22 protein-coding genes are annotated in these 20273 nt (G+C 72.8%); 15 read left to right on the top strand and 7 right to left on the bottom strand.

The window, feature by feature from the left end; all coding sequences use genetic code 11:
* Positions 1–23 precede the first annotated feature (23 nt).
* From C1N81_RS35140 to C1N81_RS35075, 14 genes are all read left to right on the top strand, one after another.
* Complete coding sequence (locus C1N81_RS35140; protein WP_394435358.1) at positions 24–929, top strand: VOC family protein; 906 nt, start codon at positions 24–26, stop codon at positions 927–929.
* Positions 926–1729, top strand: a complete 804-nt coding sequence (locus tag C1N81_RS35135; protein ID WP_394435357.1) for an aspartate dehydrogenase domain-containing protein — start codon at positions 926–928, stop codon at positions 1727–1729. The genes C1N81_RS35140 and C1N81_RS35135 overlap by 4 nt, the downstream gene beginning before the upstream one ends.
* Positions 1726–2496 carry an alpha/beta fold hydrolase gene (locus C1N81_RS35130; RefSeq protein ID WP_394435356.1) on the top strand — a complete coding sequence of 257 codons (771 nt, stop codon included), beginning with the start codon at positions 1726–1728 and terminating at the stop codon, positions 2494–2496. The genes C1N81_RS35135 and C1N81_RS35130 overlap by 4 nt, the downstream gene beginning before the upstream one ends.
* 15 nt (positions 2497–2511) lie before the next feature.
* The gene (locus tag C1N81_RS35125) at positions 2512–3033 is read left to right on the top strand and encodes a cupin domain-containing protein (protein WP_394435355.1); all 522 of its coding nucleotides are present in this window, start codon (positions 2512–2514) and stop codon (positions 3031–3033) included.
* Complete coding sequence (locus C1N81_RS35120) at positions 3026–3766, top strand: SDR family oxidoreductase (RefSeq protein WP_394435354.1); 741 nt, start codon at positions 3026–3028, stop codon at positions 3764–3766. The genes C1N81_RS35125 and C1N81_RS35120 overlap by 8 nt, the downstream gene beginning before the upstream one ends.
* Before the next feature lie 19 nt (positions 3767–3785).
* Positions 3786–4562, top strand: a complete 777-nt coding sequence (locus C1N81_RS35115) for an SDR family oxidoreductase (RefSeq protein WP_394435353.1) — start codon at positions 3786–3788, stop codon at positions 4560–4562.
* 35 nt (positions 4563–4597) lie between these two features.
* A complete protein-coding gene (locus C1N81_RS35110; RefSeq protein WP_394435352.1) occupies positions 4598–6223 on the top strand; it encodes a thiamine pyrophosphate-binding protein in 1626 nt (541 codons plus the stop codon).
* Positions 6224–6236: 13 nt separating this feature from the next.
* Entirely contained in the window at positions 6237–7217 is a 981-nt protein-coding gene (locus C1N81_RS35105; protein WP_394435351.1) for a PDR/VanB family oxidoreductase, read from the top strand.
* 31 nt (positions 7218–7248) lie between these two features.
* The gene (locus C1N81_RS35100; protein WP_394435350.1) at positions 7249–7479 is read left to right on the top strand and encodes a recombinase-like helix-turn-helix domain-containing protein; all 231 of its coding nucleotides are present in this window, start codon (positions 7249–7251) and stop codon (positions 7477–7479) included.
* A 5-nt stretch (positions 7480–7484) separates the two neighbouring features.
* On the top strand, positions 7485–8501 hold the full coding sequence (locus C1N81_RS35095) for a Rieske 2Fe-2S domain-containing protein (protein ID WP_394435348.1): 1017 nt from the start codon (positions 7485–7487) through the stop codon (positions 8499–8501).
* Positions 8502–8556: 55 nt separating this feature from the next.
* Positions 8557–9228, top strand: coding sequence for a FadR/GntR family transcriptional regulator (locus C1N81_RS35090; RefSeq protein ID WP_394435347.1), 672 nt, complete (start codon positions 8557–8559; stop codon positions 9226–9228).
* A 145-nt stretch (positions 9229–9373) separates the two neighbouring features.
* Positions 9374–10273, top strand: a complete 900-nt coding sequence (locus C1N81_RS35085; RefSeq protein ID WP_394435346.1) for a PAC2 family protein — start codon at positions 9374–9376, stop codon at positions 10271–10273.
* 329 nt (positions 10274–10602) lie between these two features.
* Positions 10603–12354, top strand: coding sequence for a S8 family peptidase (locus C1N81_RS35080; protein WP_394435345.1), 1752 nt, complete (start codon positions 10603–10605; stop codon positions 12352–12354).
* Positions 12355–12389: 35 nt separating this feature from the next.
* Positions 12390–13067, top strand: coding sequence for a hypothetical protein (locus tag C1N81_RS35075; RefSeq protein WP_394435344.1), 678 nt, complete (start codon positions 12390–12392; stop codon positions 13065–13067).
* Positions 13068–13267: 200 nt separating this feature from the next.
* Here C1N81_RS35075 and mshC read toward each other — a convergent pair whose 3' ends face one another.
* The 5 genes from mshC to C1N81_RS35050 form a co-directional block, all read right to left on the bottom strand.
* Positions 13268–14497, bottom strand: a complete 1230-nt coding sequence (mshC, locus tag C1N81_RS35070; RefSeq protein ID WP_394435343.1) for a cysteine--1-D-myo-inosityl 2-amino-2-deoxy-alpha-D-glucopyranoside ligase — start codon at positions 14495–14497, stop codon at positions 13268–13270.
* 91 nt (positions 14498–14588) lie between these two features.
* Positions 14589–14765 (bottom strand): hypothetical protein, encoded by a 177-nt coding sequence (locus C1N81_RS35065; RefSeq protein WP_394435342.1) that lies wholly within the window; start codon positions 14763–14765, stop codon positions 14589–14591.
* Positions 14766–14840: 75 nt separating this feature from the next.
* Positions 14841–15698: an SCO1664 family protein gene (locus C1N81_RS35060; protein ID WP_394435341.1), complete on the bottom strand. Its 858-nt coding sequence runs from the start codon at positions 15696–15698 to the stop codon at positions 14841–14843.
* Positions 15662–16252: a DUF3090 domain-containing protein gene (locus C1N81_RS35055; protein ID WP_394435340.1), complete on the bottom strand. Its 591-nt coding sequence runs from the start codon at positions 16250–16252 to the stop codon at positions 15662–15664. The genes C1N81_RS35060 and C1N81_RS35055 overlap by 37 nt, the downstream gene beginning before the upstream one ends.
* Positions 16253–16353: 101 nt before the next feature.
* On the bottom strand, positions 16354–17040 hold the full coding sequence (locus C1N81_RS35050) for a histidine phosphatase family protein (protein ID WP_394435339.1): 687 nt from the start codon (positions 17038–17040) through the stop codon (positions 16354–16356).
* Positions 17041–17102: 62 nt separating this feature from the next.
* Between C1N81_RS35050 and corA the strand changes: the two genes are divergently transcribed.
* The gene (gene corA / locus C1N81_RS35045) at positions 17103–18104 is read left to right on the top strand and encodes a magnesium/cobalt transporter CorA (RefSeq protein WP_394435338.1); all 1002 of its coding nucleotides are present in this window, start codon (positions 17103–17105) and stop codon (positions 18102–18104) included.
* Between the two features lie 19 nt (positions 18105–18123).
* Here corA and C1N81_RS35040 read toward each other — a convergent pair whose 3' ends face one another.
* Both C1N81_RS35040 and C1N81_RS35035 read right to left on the bottom strand, forming a co-directional pair.
* Positions 18124–18912 (bottom strand): ferritin-like domain-containing protein, encoded by a 789-nt coding sequence (locus tag C1N81_RS35040; RefSeq protein WP_394435337.1) that lies wholly within the window; start codon positions 18910–18912, stop codon positions 18124–18126.
* Between the two features lie 285 nt (positions 18913–19197).
* Positions 19198–20253: an LLM class F420-dependent oxidoreductase gene (locus tag C1N81_RS35035; RefSeq protein ID WP_394435336.1), complete on the bottom strand. Its 1056-nt coding sequence runs from the start codon at positions 20251–20253 to the stop codon at positions 19198–19200.
* Between the last annotated feature and the right edge of the window lie 20 nt (positions 20254–20273).

Genomic DNA, 20273 nt, shown 5'->3' with positions numbered 1-20273 from the left:
CTTCCATCTCACCGGAGTCCCCCATGCCCCACCCCCCGATCGCCCGGTTGCGCGCCCTGCGCTCCGTGGAACTGCTCACCCCCGCCTTCGCCGAGGCCACCGACTTCTACGAGGACGCCTGGGGCCTGGAGGTCGTCGAGTCCGAGCACAGCGCGAGCTGGCTGCGCGGCACCGGCGACGAGCACCACGCCCTCCAGCTGACCCGCTCCGGGCGGACCGGCCTCGGCCGGCTCGTCTTCGCCGTCGCCACACCCGCCGAGATCGACGAGGCGGCCCGCCGTCTCGAAGCGCGCGGCATCACGCCGCTCGCCGGGCCCGGACCGCTGGACCAGGTCGGCGGCGGCTACGGAGTGCGCTTCCACGACCACGAGGGCCGCCTCGTCGAACTGTCCGCCGACACCTGGGCGGTCCGCCCGCGCGGGCGCGACGAAGCCGTCCCCGTCGGTGTCACGCACACCGTCCTCAACACCCCCGACATCGACGCCGCCGTCGCCTTCTACCGCGACGTCCTCGGCCTGCGCGTCTCCGACTGGTCCGAGCACCAGATGGCGTTCCTGCGCTGCAACGGCGACCACCACTGCGTCGCGTTCAACCAGGCCGAGTGGGTCTCCCTCAACCACGTGGCGTACGAGATGAGCTCGGTCGACCACTTCATGCGCGGCCTGGGACGGCTTCGGCACCACGGAATCGTCCCGAAGTGGGGCCCCGGGCGGCACGGCCCCGGCAACAACACCTTCTCCTACTTCACCGACCCGACCGGGCTCGTCTGCGAGTACACCTCCGAGGTCGCGCAGGTCGTCGAGGACCGGTGGATCGCCAAGGTGTGGCGGCGCGTGCCGGAACTGTCCGACCTGTGGGGGACGGCCGGCCCGCCGTCGAAGGAGATCCGCTGCCACATGGCCGGCAGGCCGGAAGGGGTGCACGTATGACCAGCAGGACACCGCTGAAGGTGGGGATCGTCGGCTGGGGCGCCATCGGGCGCGTCGCCGGTACCGCCCTCGCCCGCCAGGACGTGCCCGGCGCCGAGCTGGTGTGCGTCGTCGACAACCGTCCGCTCGGCGAGGCGGCTCCCGCGCCGCAGGTCTCCTTCGAGGACGCCGTCGAGCGCTGCGACCTGATCGTGGAGGCCGCCGGCCAGGGTGTCGTACGGGAATGGGGCGAGCGCGTCCTCGGCGCGGGCACCGACCTCCTCGTCGCCTCGACCGGGGCCCTCACCGACGACGACCTGGCCAAGCGCCTCCTCGCCGCCGGGCCCGGCCGGGTCTACTTCACCGGCGGCGCGGTCGGCGGCCTCGACCTGCTCCAGGCGGTGCGCTCCCTCGGCCCCCTGGACGAGGTCCGGCTCACCACGACGAAACTGCCCGCCACCCTCGAACAGCCGTGGATGGACGCGGAGTTCCTGGCCCGGCTGCGTGCGGCGACCGGCCCCGTCGAGGTCATGACCGGTACGGCGCGCGAGGTGCCGGTGAAGTTCCCGAAGTCGACGAACGTGGCGGCCTCCGTCGCCCTCGCCGTCGGCGACCTGGACGCTGTGCGGGTCCGGGTCGTCGCGGACCCGGCGGCCGAGCGGACCCGGCACGTGATCGAGGCATCCGGGCCGCACGGCGCGTACCGCTTCGAGGTGGCGCACCGGCCCGACCCCGCGAACCCGGCGACGAGCCAGGTCGTGCCCTACGCGGTGCTGCGGTCGCTCGCGGCGCTCGCCGGGCGGACGGGGCAGATCCTGTGACCGCCGTGCACCTGGAAGAGGCCGGTGCGGACGGACCGCTGCTCCTGTGCCTGCACGGCATCGGCTCGTCCTCGGCGGCGTTCGCCCCGCAGCTCGACGCCCTCGCCGCGCACGCCCGCGTCGTCGCCTGGGACGCCCCCGGGTACGGCCGGTCCCCCGACCCCGACGGCCCCCTGGACCTCGACGGGTTCGCCGACGCCGCCGCAGGCGTGATCCGCTCGTACGGGGCCGCCGCCCACGTCCTCGGCGTCTCCTGGGGCGGTGTGATCGCGGTCCGGCTCGCCACCCGCCACCCGGAACTGGTGGCTTCGCTGATCCTCGCCGACTCCAGCGCCGGTTCCGCCGCGGACCCGGCGAAGGCGGCCGGGATGCGGGCGCGCGCCGGGGAGCTGGCCGCGCTCGGGCCCCGGACGTTCGCCGAGCGGCGCGGGCCCCGGCTCGTCTCGGACCTGGCCCCGGCCGCGCTCGTCGATCGGGTCGTCGACACCATGGCCGGCGCGGTCCGGCTGCCCGGTTACGGGTACGCCGCCGAGGCCATGGCGGGCGCCGACCTGCGCCCCGAACTGTCCGCCGTCACCGCGCCCGCGCTCGTCGTGTGCGGCGACCGCGACACCGTCACCGGCGTCGAGGCCTCCCAGGTCCTCGCCGGTGGCCTGCACAGGACCGCCTTCGTGATCGTCAAGGACGCCGGTCACCTGGCCAACCAGGAACGGCCCGCGCGGTTCAACGCCTGGGTCCTGTCCCACCTGCACATCGTCACCAGCTGAAGAAGGGCTTCCCCCATGCCTCTGACCACCACCGCGTACGACAACGGCGACGACCTGGCCGCGTACACCGACTCCCTCATCGCCACGAAGGACTCCCGCGTCGCCGACTTCGACACGCTGTCCTTCCAGGAGAAGGCGGGCCCGCAGTACCGGCGCGGCCAGATCCGCTACGTGGGCTCCGGCGCGACCGGGAACCACGAGGGCGACCGGCGGATCCTCCCGTCCGGCGGCTTCACCTTCTCCAACATGCTGCTGCCGCCCGGCGCCGAGGGCCCGGCCCACACCCACCACGACGTGGAGGAGGCGTTCTTCGTCCTGGAGGGCGAGGTCCGGGTCGGCATCCACCGCGGCGCCGAGGAGGCGGAGTACCGCACACTCGGCTACCGCGACATGATCGTCGTGCCCGCCGGGGTGACCCGCTCGCTGAAGAACGAGGGCGACACCGACGCCCTGTTCTGCGTCGTCATCGGCGCGCCGAAGCCGCAGGTCCCGTCGTACCCCGCGTACTCGCCGATGCACGGCGTCACCCGTGACTGACGCCCCGCTGGTCGTCGTGACCGGGGCGGGCCGTGGCCTGGGGCTGGCCATGGCCCGCCGGGCCGGCGCGGACGGCTTCCGGGTCGTCGTCGCGGAGGTCGACCCGGAACGGGGCGCGCGGGCCGCCGGCGCGCTGCGGAGCGAGGGGATCGACGCCCACTTCGTACGGTGCGACGTCGCCGATCCGGACTCGGTCGAGCAACTCGCGCACAACGTAAGGGACTTGGGCGGACTGTACGGGCTCGTCAACAACGCCGCGCTCGCCAACGGCGTCGGCGGCAAGGAGTTCCAGGACATCGACATCGAGGTCTGGGACCGGCTGATGACGGTGAACGCGCGCGGCCCGTGGCTCGTGGCGAAGGCGCTGTACCCGCTCTTCGGGCCGGTCGGCCGCATCGTCAACCTGGCCTCCGACGCGGCGCTCCACGGATCCCCGCGCCTCGCCCACTACATCGCCTCCAAGGGCGCCGTCATCGCCCTGACCAGGGCCATGGCGCGAGAACTCGGCGAACGCGGCATCAGCGTCAACGCCCTCGCCCCGGGCCTGACCGAGTGCGAGGCGACCGAGTCCGTCCCCGCCGAACGGCACGGCCTCTACGCCGCGCACCGGGCGATCTCCCGGCCTCAGCGGCCGGACGACCTCGTCGGCCTCGCCGCGTTCCTCCTCTCCGAGGAGTCGCGCTACCTCACCGGACAAGTGATCGCCGTCAACGGCGGCTTCACGATGAACTGACGCAAGGGACAGGGAACTCATGGATCTGGGCCTCGCCGACCGGGCCTATCTGGTCACCGGCGGCAGCTCGGGCGTCGGCCTGGCCACGGTCCGCGCCCTGCTCGACGAGGGCGCCCACGTCGCCACGTGCGGGCGCGACGCCGCCCGCCTCGATCGGGTCGGCACCCACGAGCGGCTGTTCACGGCCGTCTGCGACGTGCGCGACGCCGACGCCGTACGCCGATTCGTCGCCGCCTCGGCCGACGCGTTCGGCGGACGGCTCGACGGGCTCGTCCACAACGCCGGGCAGTCCCGCATGAAACGGCTCGACGAGACGACGGCGGAGGACTGGCGCGACGAGCTGGAGCTGAAGTTCGCGGGCGTCCTCAACCCGTTGCAGGCCGCCCGGGACCTCCTGAAGCGGTCCGACGCGGCCTCCGTCGTCAACGTCAACGCGGTCCTCGCCAAACAGCCGGAGCCCCGCCTCATCACCACGAGCGCGGCCCGCGCCGGCATCCTCAACCTCTCGAAATCGCTGGCCACGGAGTTGGCGCCGGACGGCATCCGGGTCAACTCCGTCTGTCTCGGCCTCATCGACACCGGGCAGTGGACGCGCCGCCACGCCGCCGCCGGCTCCGGCCTGTCGTACGAGGACTGGCAGGCGGAGCTGGCCGCCGACCGGGGTATCGCCCTCGGCCGGCTCGGCCGGGCCGAGGAAGTCGCGTACGCGGTCCTCGCGCTGCTCGCGCCCCGGGCCTCGTACATCACCGGGACCGGCGTCGACGTCTGCGGCGGAGTCGGCCGCGGAATCCTCTGAACCTCTCCATGATCCGAACTCCCCGAGGAGCGCTCATGCAGTACGCCGATGGGGGCGACCTCCTCGTCGCTGTCCTGGAAGAACTCGGCATCGACACGGTCTTCGGGATCGTCTCCGTGCACAATCTGCCGCTCGTGGAGGCGGTCGACCGCGCGCTGCGCTTCGTACCGGTGCGGCACGAGGCGAGCGCGGTGAACGCCGCCGACGCCTACGGGCGGGCCCGCGGCTCCCTCGGCTGCGCGCTCACCTCGACGGGCACGGGCGCGGGCAACGCGGCCGGATCGCTCGTCGAGGCCCTCGCCTCCGGCACGTCGGTGCTGCACGTCACCGGGCAGGTCGAATCCGCCCACCTGGGCAGCGGGCGCGGCTTCATCCACGAGACGAAGGACCAGCTCGGCATGTTGCGGGCGGTCTCCGTGTACGCCGCGACAGTGCCGTCCGCGGCGGACGCGGGCCGGGTCCTGCGCGAGGCGGCCCGCGCCGCGCTCGCCTCGCCCGGCGGCCCGGCGAGCGTGGAGTGGCCGATCGACCTGCAGTACGCGGCGCAGGACGACACGCCCGTGCCGCCTCCCGCACCCGGGCGGCCGGCGCCCACGGCCGCACAGCTCAGGGCCGCGGGCGACCTGCTGCGCTCCGCCGAGCGCCCCCTCATCTGGGCCGGGGGCGGCGCGCGGGGCGCCCGTACCGAACTCGCCGCGCTCGTCGAGGCGACCGGTGCCGGGCTGCTCACCTCCAACTCCGGGCGGGGCACCGTCCCCGAGGACCACCCGCAGGTCGTCGGGAACTTCGCGACGACCCCGGCGGGGCGCGCGCTGCTCGCCGACGCGGACGTCCTGCTCAGCGTCGGCACGCACTTCCGGTCCAACGAGACGGCGGACTACGGGCTCGTCCTGCCCCCGGCACACATCCAGGCGGACGTGGACTCGGCGGCCCTCGGCCGGGTCTACCCAGCCGCCCACGCCCTGCACGGCGACGCCGCCGACGTCCTGGCCGCCCTGCTCCCCCACGCCCGTACGGCCGACCCCGGGTGGACGCGCCGGATCGGACGGGTGCGGGGCGAGGTGCGCGCCGCGCTGCACGAGAACATCGGGCCGCAGGCAGCGATCTGCGACGCCCTGCGGGCCGTCCTGCCCCGGGACGCGGTGGTCGCCCGGGACGTCACCATCGCGTCCAGCAGCTGGGGCAACCGGCTCCTGGAGATGTACGACCCGAGGTCCAACGTGTTCCCGCGCGGCGGCGGCATCGGGCAGGGGCTCGGCATGGGCATCGGCGCGGCGCTCGCCGCGCCCGGGCGGCCCACCGTCGTCATCGCGGGCGACGGGGGGCTCGCCGTGCACCTCGGCGAACTGCTCACCGTCGCCCAGGAACGGCCGCGCCTGACCGTCCTCGTCTTCAACGACGGCGGCTACGGCGTGCTCCGCAACATGCAGGACCGCTACAGCGAGCGCCGCTCCGGCGTCGACCTGATCACGCCCGACTTCGCCCTGCTCGCCCGCGCCTGCCGCCTGCCGTACCTGCGGATCGCGGACGCCGGGCACGCCCGTGCGGTGATCGAGCGGGCCGTCGCCGCCGACGGGCCGACGCTCGTCGAGGTGGACCTGGCGGCGCTCGGTCCGATGAAGAACCCGTTCACTCCGCCCGTGAAGATCCCCACCGCGTAGGGAGGCCGCGCCCATGACGACGACCGAAGAGCGCCGGACGAGCGAAGAGCGCCGGACGGCCGACGAGCGTCGCCTGTCCCTGCTCGTCCGCCGCATGACCTGGGAGGCCGACGGCGTCCTGTCCGTCGAGCTGACCCACCCCGACGGCAAGCCGCTGCCCGCCTGGGAGCCCGGCGCCCACATCGACGTGCACGTGGGCGGGCAGATCCGGCAGTACAGCCTGTGCGGCGACCCGGCGGCGAGCGGCACGTACCGCGTCGGCGTCCTCCACGAGCCGTCCTCGCGCGGCGGCTCCCGCCACGTGCACACCGCGCTCCGCCCCGGCCAGCGGGTCACGGTCTCCGAGCCGCGCAACCACTTCGCCCTGGAGGAGGCGCCCGCGTACGTGTTCGTCGCGGGCGGCATCGGTGTCACGCCGCTCCTCGCCATGGCGCGGGAGGCGGCGCGACGGGGCGCCGACTGGCGGATGGTGTACGGCGGGCGCGGGCGGGCCTCGATGGCGTTCACCGGCGAACTCGACGCCCTGGGCGGCGCCTTGACGCTCGTACCGCAGGACGAGCTGGGCCACATCGACCTGGCCGCCGCCCTCGCCGGCCTGCCCGAGGGTGCGCTCGTCTACTGCTGTGGGCCGGAACCACTGCTCGCCGCCGTCGAGGCGGTGTGCCCTGCCGAGCGGCTGCGGGTCGAACGGTTCGCCGCGCCGGCCGTCGAACCCGGCGCGGACGACGGGGAGTTCGTCGTCGAGTGCGCCGCCTCCGGGCTCACCCTCACCGTCGGCTCCGACACCTCCATCCTGGCCGCCGCCGAGGAGGCCGGGCTCGACGTGGCCAGCTCCTGCCGCGACGGCATCTGCGGCTCCTGCGAGACACGGGTGCTCGACGGCGCCCCGGACCACCGCGACTTCCTGCTCTCCGACGCCGAGCGCGCCGCGGGCGCCTCGATGATGATCTGCGTCTCGCGCTGCGCGTCGGGCCGCCTCGTCCTCGACCTGTGACCGACCGACCCCCTGGATCCTGGAGACACCCATGAGCACGAGCACCGACTGGCCCTACCTGGAGATCCACCAGTCCCGTTCGCACCGGCCGAGCCCCTACGAGTACAAGCTCGCCGCCACCCTCGAAGAGGTCTTCACCAAAGAGGGCCACGAGCTGGCGGACGTCGTGCGCGGGCTGAACGCCCGCCAGGTCCACGCCCCCGACGGGGCGCCGTGGACCGAGGAGACCTTCCGCGCCGAGCTGCACCGACTGGGAGCGTGACCGCCATGACCGCCCTGACCACCACGAGGCCGTCCGCCGACCACCAGTACGCCACGGGCCTGCGCGGGCAGTGGCACCCGGTCGTCCCGTCCTCGTTCGTCGCGCCCGGCGCCATGCGCAAGGTCACCGTCCTCGGCGAGCAGTGGCTGCTGTTCCGCCGCTCGGACGGCGCGCTGAGCATGCTCGCCGACCGCTGTCCGCACCGCGGCGCCCCGCTGTCGCTCGGCAAACACCTCGGCGACCGGGTGGCCTGCTGGTACCACGGCGTGGAGGTCGAGACGGACGGCACCGTCTCGTCCGTCCCCGGCCTGCCGGGCTGCAACCTGGAGGGCAAACAGCTCGTCGTCTCGCTCCCGGTGCGGGAGGTGTCGGGCGCGGTCCTCGCCTACTTCGGCACCGAACAGCGGCCCCAGCCGGTCGAGTTGACGCTGCCCGAGCCGCTGACCGACCCCGGCACCGACGCGATCCTCTGCTACGCCGAGTGGGACGTGCCGTGGCGCTACGCCGTCGAGAACCTGCTCGACCCGATGCACGGCGCGTTCCTGCACCACGACTCGCACACGATGTTCGACGGCGACACGACCGCCAAGTTCCGTATCCGGGAGACCGACCGCGGCTACTTCTTCGAGAAGACCGACCAGCGCGGCGTCAACTTCGACTGGGTCGAACTGTGCCGTACCGGGGTGGACTGGGTGGACCTGTCGATCCCGTACCCGCCCTCGGCGGGGCCCGGCGGCCCCTTCGGCATCGTCGGCATGGTGCGGCCGGTCGACGCCGGGCGCTGCGCCGTCTTCTTCTGGCGCTACCGCACGGTCCGGGGCTGGCAGCGGGACAGCTGGCGGTTCCTCTACAAGACGCTGATCGAGGAGCGGCACTGGGCGGTCCTGGAGCAGGACCGGGTGATGCTGGAGGCCATGCCGGCCGACGCCGACCAGCGCGAGAACCTGTACCAGCACGACCTCGGCGTGGTCCGGCTGCGCCGTCTGTACCGCGCGGACGCCGAGGAGCGCGCCCGCACATAATGGTCCCCGGACATCGGGGGTGTGTGCCCTCCGGGGACGAGCAGAGGGGGCCGCCGTGGCCGTCACCGACGAGGCCATCGAGAAGATCAAAGGCATGATCGTCTCGGGTGCCCTGCGCCCCGGCGACCGGCTCCCCAGGGAGAGTGAACTGGCCGGGGACCTCGGCCTGTCCCGCAATTCGCTCCGCGAGGCCGTACGCGCCCTGTCGCTGATCCGCATCCTCGACGTGCGCCAGGGCGACGGCACGTACGTCACCAGCCTCGATCCGCAACTCCTCCTGGAGGCGCTGAGTTTCGTCGTCGACTTCCACCGCGACGACACGGTCCTGGAGTTCCTCGCCGTACGCCGCATCCTGGAGCCGGCGGCGACGGCGATGGCCGCCCCCCTCATCCCGGCGGAGCGGCTCGACGCGCTCGACGCGCAGCTGGACGCGCTGGGCGCCGAACCGTCGGTGGAGGAGCTGGTCGCCGCCGACCTCGACTTCCACCGCTCCGTCGTCGCCGCGTCCGGCAACGCCGTCCTGTGCTCCCTCCTCGACGGCCTGTCCGGGCCGACCACCCGGGCCCGCGTCTGGCGCGGCCTCACCCAGGAGGACGCGGTCGGGCGCACCCTGCGCGAACACCGGGCGATCGTGGCGGCGCTGCGCGACCGCGACGCGGAGGCGGCCAGGTCGTGGGCGACGGTGCACATCGCGAGCGTGGAGCAGTGGCTCCGTTCGGCCTTGTGACGAAGTGATCCCTCCGGGTGGAGTGCGATCGTCCGAGTCGGGGAAGTGTTCCGGGCAGTCTCCGCACTCCAGGGGGGAGCGGGGCGTACCAGCGGACGCCGTAAGGTGGGCAGGTACGCGAGGGAACGTCGGAAGGAGGTGCTGGGTGATCGAGCTCGAGGGGGTTCCCGAGCTGGTCGACCCGGTCATGGTGGCCGCGTTCGAGGGCTGGAACGATGCCGGCGACGCCGCTTCCACCGCGGTCGCGCATCTCGACAAGGAGTGGAAGGGCGAGGTGTTCGCGGCGCTGGACGCCGAGGACTACTACGACTTCCAGGTCAACCGGCCCACGGTGTGGCTGGAGGACGGCGCGCGGAAGATCACCTGGCCGACGACGCGGCTCTCGGTGGTCCGGGTCGGCGGGGCGAAACCGCGCGACCTGGTCCTGGTCCGGGGCATCGAGCCGTCCATGCGCTGGCGCTCGTTCTGCAACGAGATCCTGGGCTTCGCGCACGAGCTGGGCGTCGAGCTGGTCGTCATCCTGGGCGCCCTGCTCGGTGACACCCCGCACACGCGTCCGGTACCGGTGTCCGGGGTCACCTCCGACCCGGATCTCGCCACGCGCATGGACCTGGAGGAGACCAAGTACGAGGGTCCGACGGGCATCGTCGGCATCCTCCAGGAGGCGTGCACGCACGCGGGCGTCCCGGCGGTCTCGCTGTGGGCGGCGGTCCCGCACTACGTGTCGCAGCCGCCGAACCCGAAGGCCACCCTGGCCCTCATCAACCGCCTCGAGGACCTGATCGACCTGCCGATCCCGCTGGGCGACCTGCCCGAGGACGCCCGCGCCTGGCAGGTGGGCGTGGACCAGCTGGCGGCGGAGGACAGCGAGGTCGCCGAGTACGTGCAGAGCCTGGAGGAGGCGCGGGACACGGCGGAGCTGCCGGAGGCGTCCGGCGAGGCCATCGCCCGCGACTTCGAGCGCTATCTGCGCCACCGCGACCCGGGCGACCGGACGCGGCCGCCGAAGCCGCCGCGCCCGGAGGGCGAGAGCGGGGACGAGTAGGAGCACGGAGCGGGAGCACGGCACGAAGGCGGGCGCCACGGCGCCCGCCTTCGTCATGGGCCGCGCGTTCGTCATGGGCGCGTTCGTCATGGGCCGCGCGTTCGTCATGGCACGTTCGCCATGGGCACGTTTGTCATGGGCCGCGCGCCTTTGTCTCCGGCATGAAAACCGATGGCCGAGTGTCCCCTCTTCAACTTCATTTCAAACTCCCTTGAGGCGGCGGGTCTGGACGACCGCCCCCGGCCGTAGCAGGGTGTGCCCCGACGAGCGCGGCACCAGCACACAGGCACACCCGTACGACCGGACATGGCGAGGGGAGCTGTGGAGCGATGACCGATCAGCACGCGGAGCCGGCGCACGGCCCGGGGGCGGGGCCCGGAGCGGCGGGTCCAGGGCCCGACGGGTCCGGGTTCACCTATCGCGGCGCGGAGGAGGAACTGATCGTCCTGGCGCGGCCCGAGGCCCGGCTGCGCGTCCAGGCCGACGGAGTACGTTCGGCGGCGGGCGCGGACGTGTCGGCCCTGAACATGTTCCTCGGCGACGAACAGCTCGCCATGGAGCCGCTGTTCGGCAGCGAGGAGCGGCTGCACGGCGTCTCCGAGGCGTCGGCGGCCGGCGCGGACGTCCCCGACCTGGCGCTGTTCTACCGGGTACGGGGCGGCGGCGACCGGGCGCAGGAGCTGCGGTCCCGGATCTCGGCGCTGCCCGGCATCGTGACGGCGTACGTGAAGCCGGGTGCGGTGCCCGCGTCGATGCCCGAGGAGTTCGACGAGGCGCGGCGGATGAAGGAGAAGACCGCCGCGACCCCCGACTTCACCGCCCGCCAGCGCTATCTCGGCCCCGCGCCCGAGGGCGTGGACGCGCACTGGGCGTGGCAGCGGCTCGGCGGCAGCGGCGAGGGCGTCACCGTCATCGACATGGAGGGCGCCTGGCAGCTCGGCCACGAGGACCTGTCGGCCAAGCTCGCGGGCCTGGTCGTCGGCACGCCGATCGCGGACGTCGCCTGGCGCAACCACGGCACGGCGGTCCTCGGTGTGATCGGCGGCGACCGGGGCGAGCACGGCGTCACCGGGATCGCCCCCGAGGCGGTGACGGCGGCGGCCTCGTTCCAGGGTGTGGGCACGGCGGCGGCGATCCACGCGGCCGCGCAGCGCCTCTCCCCGGGCGACATCGTCCTGATCGAACTGCACCGCCCGGGTCCGCGCTTCGACTTCGCGCCCCGGGACGACCAGCGCGGCTACATCCCCCTGGAGTGGTGGCCCGACGACTTCGCGGCGATCAAGTTCGCGACGGCCAAGGGCATCGTGGTCGTCGGCGCGGCGGGCAACGGCGCGGAGTCGCTGGACGACGCGGTGTACGAGCGGCGCCCGGACGAGTTCCCGTCCTGGTGGCACAACCCGTTCAACCCGTCCAACAGGTCCTCCGGCGCGGTCCTCGTGGGCGCGGGCGCACCGCCGCCCGGCACGCACGGCCGCGACCACGGCCCGGACCGCTCACGGCTCGCGTTCTCCAACTTCGGCGCCCGCCTGGACGCCCAGGGCTGGGGCCGCGAGGTCACCACCACGGGCGGCTTCTGGGACCGGCCCGGCGACCTCCAGGGCGGCAGCGAGGAGATCGCCTGGTACACGGACACCTTCTCCGGCACCTCGTCCGCCTCCCCGGTGGTCGTCGGCGCGCTGGCCTGCCTCCAGGGCATGCTCAAGGCGGGGGGCCAGCGCCCGATGACGTCGCAGCGGGCGCGTGAGGTGCTCCGGGCGACGGGTTCGCCGCAGCAGGACGCGCCGGGCCGCCCCGCGTCGCAGCGCATCGGCAACCGGCCCGACCTCAAGGGCGCGGTCACCAACGTGCTGCCGTCGACGGTCGGCTCGGGCCAGGCCGAGCGGTTCTGGGACGAGCTGATCCCGTACCCGCCGGAACTGCCGCCCCGTATCCGCCTGTTCGTGGCGGGCGACTGGCGCAATCTCAACCATCCGTCCCCCGAGATCCGCCAGGCGGTGCACGCCGCCTTCGCCGGGGGACGGCCCGACGTACGTGTCTGGTTCTCGGACGACGAGGTCGTCGGCCTGGTGGTCACGGGCTGACGGTCCCCAACGCAACGACGAGAAGGGGTACGAGTATGAGCACCACCCCGCAGATGGGTCAGTTCGGCCAGCAACAGCAACAGCCCTTCGGCCCGCAGCAACAGCCGTTCGGCCAGCAACAGCAGCCGTTCGGGCCGCCGCAGTTCGGGCAGCAGCCGTTCGGTCAGCAGGGCCGGCCGCAGGGCCCGAGCACGGTCCCGCCGCAGCTCCAGCAGATGGGCCAGGGGATGCAGGGCATGCAGGGCCCGCTGGGGATGCCGGGTATGCAGGGTCCGCAGGGGATGCAGGGCATGCAGGGCCAGCAGCAGCTCCCGCCGCAGTTGCAGCAGCAGCTCCAGCAGATGGGGCAGCAGCAGCCGTTCCAGCACCTGCTGCACCAGATGGGCCAGCAGCAGGGGGTCCAGGGCCAGCAGGGGCAGGGGCAGCAGGGCCAGCAGCAGCACCGGGTGCCGCAGGCCGAGATCCCGCAGGTCTCGACGCAGTCCCTCGTCACCGGTGTCGCGGTCAGCTTCTTCGACCTCGTCCAGCCGTTCCCGGGCCAGGCCGACATCCTCTACCTGTACGTGGACGGCCAGTGGCGGGTCCTGATCGACCCGAAGCAGGAGACCCACGCCGAGGTGCAGACCGCGTTCATCTTCGGCCAGCGGGTCTACGGGTACTACGACACGAGCAACCCGGGCCTCCTGGTCGGCATCGCCGTCACGCTGCCCTGATACTCCGCTGACGCGCGCCCGCGCGCGTGCGGACCGGCGGCGCCGGGCGGACATCAGCCCTCCGCCCGGCGCCGCCCCGCAGCAACACCAACAGCAAAAAGCCCCTCCGGCGAGTGAGGAGCGGGGTCCGGGGCAGAGCCCCGTGACCTCCACTCCTCGCCCCGGAGGGGCGAACAGGGAAACGGGCGGATTCGGGGGCCTTAGAGCGCGACCCCGAGCAATGCATCGACCGCCCGCGAGACGACACCGGGCGCGCCCGTGTCGTCCCCGCCCTCGGCCGCCTGGAGTTCCGCCCAGCGATCGACGGCGACCAGGGCCGCGGGCGAGTCCAGGTCGTCGGCGAGCGCCGCCCGGATCTCCTCGACGAGCGCCTCGGCCGCGGGCCCGTCCGGGCGCGACACGGCCGCCCGCCACCGCCCCAGCCGGGCCACCGCGTCCGCGAGGACCTGGTCCGTCCACTCCCAGTCGGCCCGGTAGTGGTTGGCGAGGAGCGCGAGCCGGATCGCGGCCGGGTCGACGCCGTCGCGGCGCAGCTGCGAGACGAAGACGAGGTTGCCCTTGGACTTGGACATCTTCTCGCCGTCGAGCCCGACCATCCCGGCGTGCACGTACGCCTTGGCCATCGGGAACTCGCCGGTGAGCGCCTGCGCGTGCGAGGCGCCCATCTCGTGGTGCGGGAAGGCGAGGTCGGAGCCGCCGCCCTGGACGTCGAAGCCCATGCCGAGGTGGTCGAGGGCGATGGCGACGCACTCGATGTGCCAGCCGGGGCGTCCCTGCCCGAGCGAGCCGCCGTCCCAGCTGGGCTCGCCCTCGCGCGCGGCCATCCACAGCATCGGGTCGAGCGGGTTCTTCTTGCCGGGGCGGTCCGGGTCGCCGCCGCGCTCGGCGGAGAGCAGCCGCATCGTCTCGGCGTCGAGGTTCGAGACGGAGCCGAAGTGCGGGTCGGCCTCGACGGAGAAGTAGATGTCGCCGTCGAGCTCGTAGGCCGCGCCGGCGTCACGGAGCCGCTCGACGAGCGGCACGATGCCCGGTATGGCCTCGACGGCGCCTATGTAGTGCTGCGGCGGGAGCATCCGCAGGGCGCTCATGTCCTCGCGGAACAGGGCGGTCTCGCGCTCGGCGAGGCCTGCCCAGTCGATGCCGTCGCGGATGGCGCGCTCCAGGAGCGGGTCGTCGACGTCCGTCACGTTCTGGACATAGTGCACCTGCCGCTTGGTGTCGAGCCACACGCGCTGCACCAGGTCGAACGCGTTGTAGGTCGCCGCGTGACCCATATGGGTCGCGTCGTACGGCGTGATGCCGCAGACGTAGATACGGGCGACGGGACCGGGGTCGAGTGTGACGAGCCCATCGGTCGCGGTGTCGTGGATCCGAAGGTCGCGGCCCTTGCCGGGCAGGGCGGGGACCTCAGAAGCGGGCCAGGCATGCATGCCTTGAGCGTAACCGGACGGTGCGTCCGCATACGAACCGGACCTGCTCCGATGGCCGACGAGGCGCTCTTGCGCGGTCATGGCGGACGCGCTACCCGACGAGCTCTGTGTCTGACCCACGGCGACGGGCGGCGCCCTCGGCCCCGTCCCCCATGGGCTGTTCGGTGACCGTCTCGAAGAAGGCCGACAGTGCTTCCGGGCGCACGATCGTGTGGAGCACCTCGGCGGCGGGGCGCTCGACACGGTCCTCGACAATCAGCCTGGTCATGCCTCCGACGGTAGTGCCGCCCACTGACAACCGCCCCCGCACAAGGCAAATCTCCAGGTCAGGAGGGATGCCGGGTCAGATCGGCGGCCACGGGATCGCGGGCCACTCCCCGCTCGGCTCGCGGTGCCGGCCGGACTTCAGCAGGGCGGCGACCCGCTCCCGCAGGGCCTCCAGCTCGGCGCCGGTGATCAGGCCGGCAAGGCGGACCGCGAGCGGCTCGCCGTCCCGCAGCCGCTCGCGCAGCGCTTCGAGGGCGGCGGTGGCCTCGTCGGTCAGCGGTTCGCCCGCCCAGCCCCACAGCAGGGTGCGCAGCTTGTCCTCGACGTTGAAGGTGACCCCGTGATCGATGCCGTAGAGGTGCCCGGCGGCGTCGACGAGGAGGTGGCCGCCCTTGCGGTCACCGTTGTTGATCACGGCGTCGAGGACGGCGAGGCGGCGCAGGCGCGCGTCGTCGGCGTGCACGAGCAGCGCCGTGCGGCCCTCCTCGATCTCCGCGAACCCGATGGCTTTCCAGCCCTCGGCCGGCTCCTCGGCGTCGACGAGGGCGAGCAGCTTGCCGGCCTCCGTCCCCTCCCCGCCGGACTCCGTGTCCTCGTCGGGCCCGTCGATCCACAGCTGGCACATGCCCTCGCCGTACGGCCCGTCACGCAGCACGGTCGGCGGGACCAGGGCCCAGCCGAGCGCCTCGGAGACCTCGTGGGCGGCGACCTCGCGCTGGGCGAGCGTCCCGTCGGGGAAGTCCCACAGGGGGCGCTCGCCGCGCACCGGCTTGTAGACGCAGCGCGCCTCGCGGCCCTCATGGGTGACGGTGCAGAGCAGGACCGCGTTGGAGGCCTCGCGGATCTGTCCCAGTACGTGCAGCTCCCCCTCGGCGAGGAGCGTGAGATCCCGGTCGCTCACGCGCCGCGCCGGTATCCGTTCTGGCGCGGGCATACGTGTCCCTCCGGGTCGAGCGGCAGGCTGCACAGCGGGCACGGCGGGCGGCCCGCGTTGACGACGTCCAGGGCGCGCTTGGCGAAGGCGCGGGCCTGGGTGCCGGTGAGGCGGACCCGGAGCATCGGCGGGCCGTTCTCCTCGTCCTGGAGAAGCCTTTCCTCGGCTTCGGCCAGGTCTTCCTCGGACTCGGCGTCCACCTCGACGAGCGCCTGCGCCTCGACGATCATGCGCTCCTCGTCGCCGTCCCAGGCGAGCGCCATGGTGCCGACGCGGAACTCCTCGTCGACGGGCGCCTCTAGGGGCGCCGTGTCGGTCGTCTCGGTGGGCACCACGGCGGGCACCGGGGCGTTGCCGCCGCTGCGCCGCACGACCTCGTCGAGCAGTTCCTCCATGCGCTCGGCGAGCGCGGCGACCTGGGTCTTCTCCAGCGACACGCTGGTGACCCGGGTTCCTGCCGAGGCCTGCAGGAAGAAGGTGCGGCGTCCGGGGAGCCCGACCGTACCGGCGACGAACCGCTCCGGAGGGTCGTAGAGGAACACCTGACGGGACACGTCCTGACTCCATGGGATTCGGGGAACGACTGATCAAGTCCGGCCGTGGACGACAGGACCCGACCGTGTTGACGGCTGCTTCACCCTACTGCGGCCGACGATCACGGTGCGCCCGCGCCGCCCCCGACGGGTGCGTCCGGCCCCTGCGCTTCCTCGCGCGGCGCCAGGGACGCGAAGTCCCCGGTGTCGCCGAGGCGTACGAGAAAGGGGCGCAGCCGGGTGTAACGGATCGCCGTGATGGAACACGGTTCGACAGAGATCCGCTGAAAGAGGTCCAGATGCAGCCCGAGGGCGTCCGCCACGAGCGACTTGATGATGTCGCCGTGGGAGCACATCAGATACACGGCGTCGGCGCCGTGCTCGTCCGCCACGCGCGCGTTCCACTCCCGCACCGCTTCGGCGGCCCGGTGCTGCATCTGCCGCATCGACTCCCCGCCGGGGAACGCGGCGGCGGTCGGGTGCTGCTGGACGACCTCCATGAGCGGCTCACCGGTGAGTTCGGCGAGCTTGCGGCCGGACCAGTCGCCGTAGTCGCACTCGCCGATGCGCTCGTCGGTCCCGACGGGGACGTCGGGGCGCGCGGCGAGCAGCGGCGCGAGGGTCTCCTGGCAGCGCTGCAGGGGGCTGGTGACGATCCGCGCGAGCGGCAGGTCCTTCAGCCGCTCGGGCAGCGCGGCGGCCTGCGCGGTGCCCCTCTCGTCGAGGGCCACGCCGGGGGTCCACCCGGCGAGCAGACCCGCGGTGTTGGCGGTGGAGCGTCCGTGCCGGACGAGAATCAACGTGGGCATACGGATCAGCCTAGGCGCACGCGCGCGTGCGTCTCTGTCGCCCCCTGGGGAGAATGCACCTCATGATCGTCGACTGTGCCGTCTACCGGGACGGGCACCGGACCAAGGGCCCGTCGGACCTCTCCGACGCCCTCGAACAGGCGCGGTCGACGGGGGACGCGTTCGTCTGGATCGGTCTGCACGAGGCGACCGAGGACGAGTTCGAGCAGGTCACGCAGGAGTTCGGGCTGCACCCGCTGGCGGTCGAGGACGCCCTGAAGGCGCACCAGCGGCCGAAGCTGGAGGTCTACGACGACTCGCTGTTCGTGGTCCTGAAACCGGTCGTGTACGAACCGAAGAGCGACAAGGTGTCCTCGGGCGAGCTGATGCTGTTCCTGGGCGACTCGTTCGTGGTGACGGTGCGGCACGGCGAGGGCGCGCCGCTGAAGGCCGTACGGCAGCGCCTGGAGGCCGATCCGGGGATGCTGAAGCAGGGGCCGACGGCGGTGCTCTACTCGATCGCGGACGCCACCGTCGACCACTACCTGGAGGTCGCGAACGAGCTGCAGACCGACCTGGAGGAGCTGGAGGCGGAGGTCTTCTCCCCCGACGGCGGCGGCTCCCGGGACACCGCGTCGCGGATCTACACGTTCAAGCGGCAGGTCCTCGAATTCCGGCGGGCCACGGTGCCGTTGACCCTGCCCATGGAACGGCTCTCCGGGGTGGGGCCCTGGGGGCTCGCGAAGGTGCCGTTCGTGAACGAGGACGCCAAGCCGTTCTTCCGCGACGTGAACGACCACCTCACCCGGGTCAACGAGTCCGTGGACGGCCTGGACCGCCTGGTGTCGGACGTCCTCTCGGCGCATCTGGCGCAGATGAGCGTGCGGCAGAACGACGACATGCGGAAGATCTCGGCGTGGGCGGCCATGGCGGCGGTGCCCACGATGATCGCGGGCATCTACGGCATGAACTTCGACCACATGCCCGAGCTGCACTGGATGTGGTCGTACCCGGTGGTGATCGCGGTAATGGTGGTCCTGGAGTGGTTCCTGTACCGGATGTTCAAGAAGCGCGGCTGGATGTAGCGGAGGTCCGTGGGGCGGGTCAGGCGAACTCGACGGCCGTGGTCGCGGGCCCACCGAGGGCGTCCCGGCGCTCCGGCATCGCCAGGGACACCATGCGCCGCCAGCCGCCGGCCCGCTCGTAGGCGTACATGGCGCGGATCCCGGCGGCGAGCAGGGCCGCCTTCGGCCGTGACCAGCCGAGGATGCGGCCCATGTGGTCCATGACGGCCAGGCTGACGTCCCGGTACATGGCGATCTCCGCGAGGGCGCATTCCCGCAGGACGCGCTGGATGGTGCGGCCGTGTCCCGCGCGGGCGAGGCGGAGCAGTTCCTCGTGGCAGTAGGCGAGGTGGTTGTCCTCGTCCTGGGAGATCATCCTGACCGCGCGGCCGAGGTCCGGGTCGTCGGCGAAGTGCTTGCGCAGCATCTGCATCTGCTCGGAGGCGCGCTGCTCGGTGACGCGGCTGTGCGCGAGGTAGGTGACGATGTCCTGGGTGGAGAGCGGCTCGTCGCGCTTGAGCTGATCGTGGGCGAGGCCGATGCCGTGCTGTTCGAGGAGCAGCGTGTAGTCGGTCTCGGGCGGCACGGGGACCGGGCCGAGTCCGCGCTTCTTCATCAGGGCGTTGAAGATGCGGCCGTGCTTGTCCTCGTCGGCGCCGTGCCGGGCCACCTTGGGGGCGAGGGCGCGCTCGCTGTCGGGGACGAGGGCGGCGATGCGGCCGTTCTCCCAGCCGCCCTGCGACTCGCCGCTCGCCGCGATGGAACAGAACAGCCGGAACGACTCGTCGTTGTCGATGATCTCCTGGAACAAGCTCTTGGCCGACAGCACCCTGGGACCTCCCTGCCTCCGCACCGCATCCGGTGTTCCGCAAAAGACGAGTCAAATGCGGTGCGCGGAGAGGGGCAACAGGTGTGACGGCCAACTCGGCCGAACGAGGGAGGCGGAGTGCCGGAGGGAGGCGTAACCACGCGCGCGATGACGCGTTGTTCCCCGTGACGGCCGTGGCGGGGAAGACCCCCGAGCCCCCACCACGGCCTCAAAACCTTCCGGGCCCTCTCGGCCCTCCCCCAGCCCTCTCCCGGCGGCCCCCTCTCGGCCCCCTCCCGGCCCCTTCTAGGCCAGCCCCGCCCGCTCCAGCGCCTCCGTGCCGGCGCGCAGTGCGGCCACCCGCTCGTCGAGCGTGAAGCCCGCCGGGTTGATCGTCAGGGTGGTGACACCGGCCGCCGCATAGGCCCGCATCCGGTCGGCGATGCGGTCCACGGAGCCGAGCAGCGTCGTGGAGTCGATGAGCTGGTGCGGGACCGCCGCGGCGGCGCCGTCCTTGTCGCCGCTCAAGTACTTCTGCTGGATCTCGGCGGCTTCCTTCTCATAGCCCATGCGCTGCGCGAGGCGGTTGTAGAAGTTCTGCTTGGGGCTGCCCATGCCGCCGACGTAGAGCGCGGTGTAGGGGCGGAAGAAGTCGGCCAGGGCGGCGACGTCCTTGTCGGCGCCGAGCGCGAGCGGCAGCGTCGGGCAGACGTCGAAGCCCTCCATCGTCCTGCCGGCCTTCTCACGGCCCGCGCGCAGGTGCGTGATCGTGGTCTCCTCCAGGTGCTCGGCGGAGGGGAAGATCAGCAGGGCGCCGTCGGCGATCTCGCCGGTCTGCTCCAGGTTCTTCGGGCCGATCGCCGCGATGTAGAGCGGGATGTGCTCGCGCTGCGGGTGCAGGGTCAGCTTGAGCGGCTTGCCGGGCCCGTCGGGCAGCGGCAGCGTCCAGTGGGCGCCGTCGTAGGAGACCCGCTCGCGGCTCATCGCCTTGCGGACGATCTCGACGTACTCGCGCGTGCGCGCCAGCGGCTTGTCGAACTTGACGCCGTACCAGCCCTCGGAGACCTGCGGCCCGGAGACGCCGAGGCCGAGCCGGAAGCGGCCGCCGGAGAGCGAGTCGAGGGTGGAGGCGGTCATCGCCGTCATGGTGGGCTGGCGGGCCGGGATCTGGAAGATCGCCGAGCCGACGTCGATCCGCTCGGTCTGCGCGGCCACGTACGCGAGGACGGTCGCGGCGTCGGAACCGTACGCCTCCGCGGCCCAGCACACCGCGTAGCCGAGCTTGTCGGCCTCCTTGGCGACGGCCAGGTTGTCCGCGTCCATGCCCGCGCCCCAGTACCCGAGATTGATGCCGAGCCTCATTGACCACATCCCCTTATCGC

The organism is Streptomyces sp. SGAir0957, assembly GCF_043523415.1.
The sequence above is the reverse complement of the archived record's forward strand: the minus strand, read 5'-3'. Positions and strand labels throughout refer to the sequence as shown.

What these genes read in the sequence shown, in the direction of transcription:
- C1N81_RS35140 (WP_394435358.1), top strand. Translation starts at nt 24, where the DNA reads ATGCCCCACCCCCCGATCGCCCGGTTGCGCGCCCTGCGCTCCGTGGAA.
- C1N81_RS35135 (WP_394435357.1), top strand. Translation starts at nt 926, where the DNA reads ATGACCAGCAGGACACCGCTGAAGGTGGGGATCGTCGGCTGGGGCGCC.
- C1N81_RS35125 (WP_394435355.1), top strand. Translation starts at nt 2,512, where the DNA reads ATGCCTCTGACCACCACCGCGTACGACAACGGCGACGACCTGGCCGCG.
- C1N81_RS35115 (WP_394435353.1), top strand. Translation starts at nt 3,786, where the DNA reads ATGGATCTGGGCCTCGCCGACCGGGCCTATCTGGTCACCGGCGGCAGC.
- C1N81_RS35110 (WP_394435352.1), top strand. Translation starts at nt 4,598, where the DNA reads ATGCAGTACGCCGATGGGGGCGACCTCCTCGTCGCTGTCCTGGAAGAA.
- C1N81_RS35105 (WP_394435351.1), top strand. Translation starts at nt 6,237, where the DNA reads ATGACGACGACCGAAGAGCGCCGGACGAGCGAAGAGCGCCGGACGGCC.
- C1N81_RS35100 (WP_394435350.1), top strand. Translation starts at nt 7,249, where the DNA reads ATGAGCACGAGCACCGACTGGCCCTACCTGGAGATCCACCAGTCCCGT.
- C1N81_RS35095 (WP_394435348.1), top strand. Translation starts at nt 7,485, where the DNA reads ATGACCGCCCTGACCACCACGAGGCCGTCCGCCGACCACCAGTACGCC.
- C1N81_RS35080 (WP_394435345.1), top strand. Translation starts at nt 10,603, where the DNA reads ATGACCGATCAGCACGCGGAGCCGGCGCACGGCCCGGGGGCGGGGCCC.
- C1N81_RS35075 (WP_394435344.1), top strand. Translation starts at nt 12,390, where the DNA reads ATGAGCACCACCCCGCAGATGGGTCAGTTCGGCCAGCAACAGCAACAG.
- mshC (WP_394435343.1), bottom strand. Translation starts at nt 14,497, where the DNA reads ATGCATGCCTGGCCCGCTTCTGAGGTCCCCGCCCTGCCCGGCAAGGGC.
- C1N81_RS35065 (WP_394435342.1), bottom strand. Translation starts at nt 14,765, where the DNA reads ATGACCAGGCTGATTGTCGAGGACCGTGTCGAGCGCCCCGCCGCCGAG.
- C1N81_RS35060 (WP_394435341.1), bottom strand. Translation starts at nt 15,698, where the DNA reads ATGCCCGCGCCAGAACGGATACCGGCGCGGCGCGTGAGCGACCGGGAT.
- C1N81_RS35050 (WP_394435339.1), bottom strand. Translation starts at nt 17,040, where the DNA reads ATGCCCACGTTGATTCTCGTCCGGCACGGACGCTCCACCGCCAACACC.
- corA (WP_394435338.1), top strand. Translation starts at nt 17,103, where the DNA reads ATGATCGTCGACTGTGCCGTCTACCGGGACGGGCACCGGACCAAGGGC.
- C1N81_RS35035 (WP_394435336.1), bottom strand. Translation starts at nt 20,253, where the DNA reads ATGAGGCTCGGCATCAATCTCGGGTACTGGGGCGCGGGCATGGACGCG.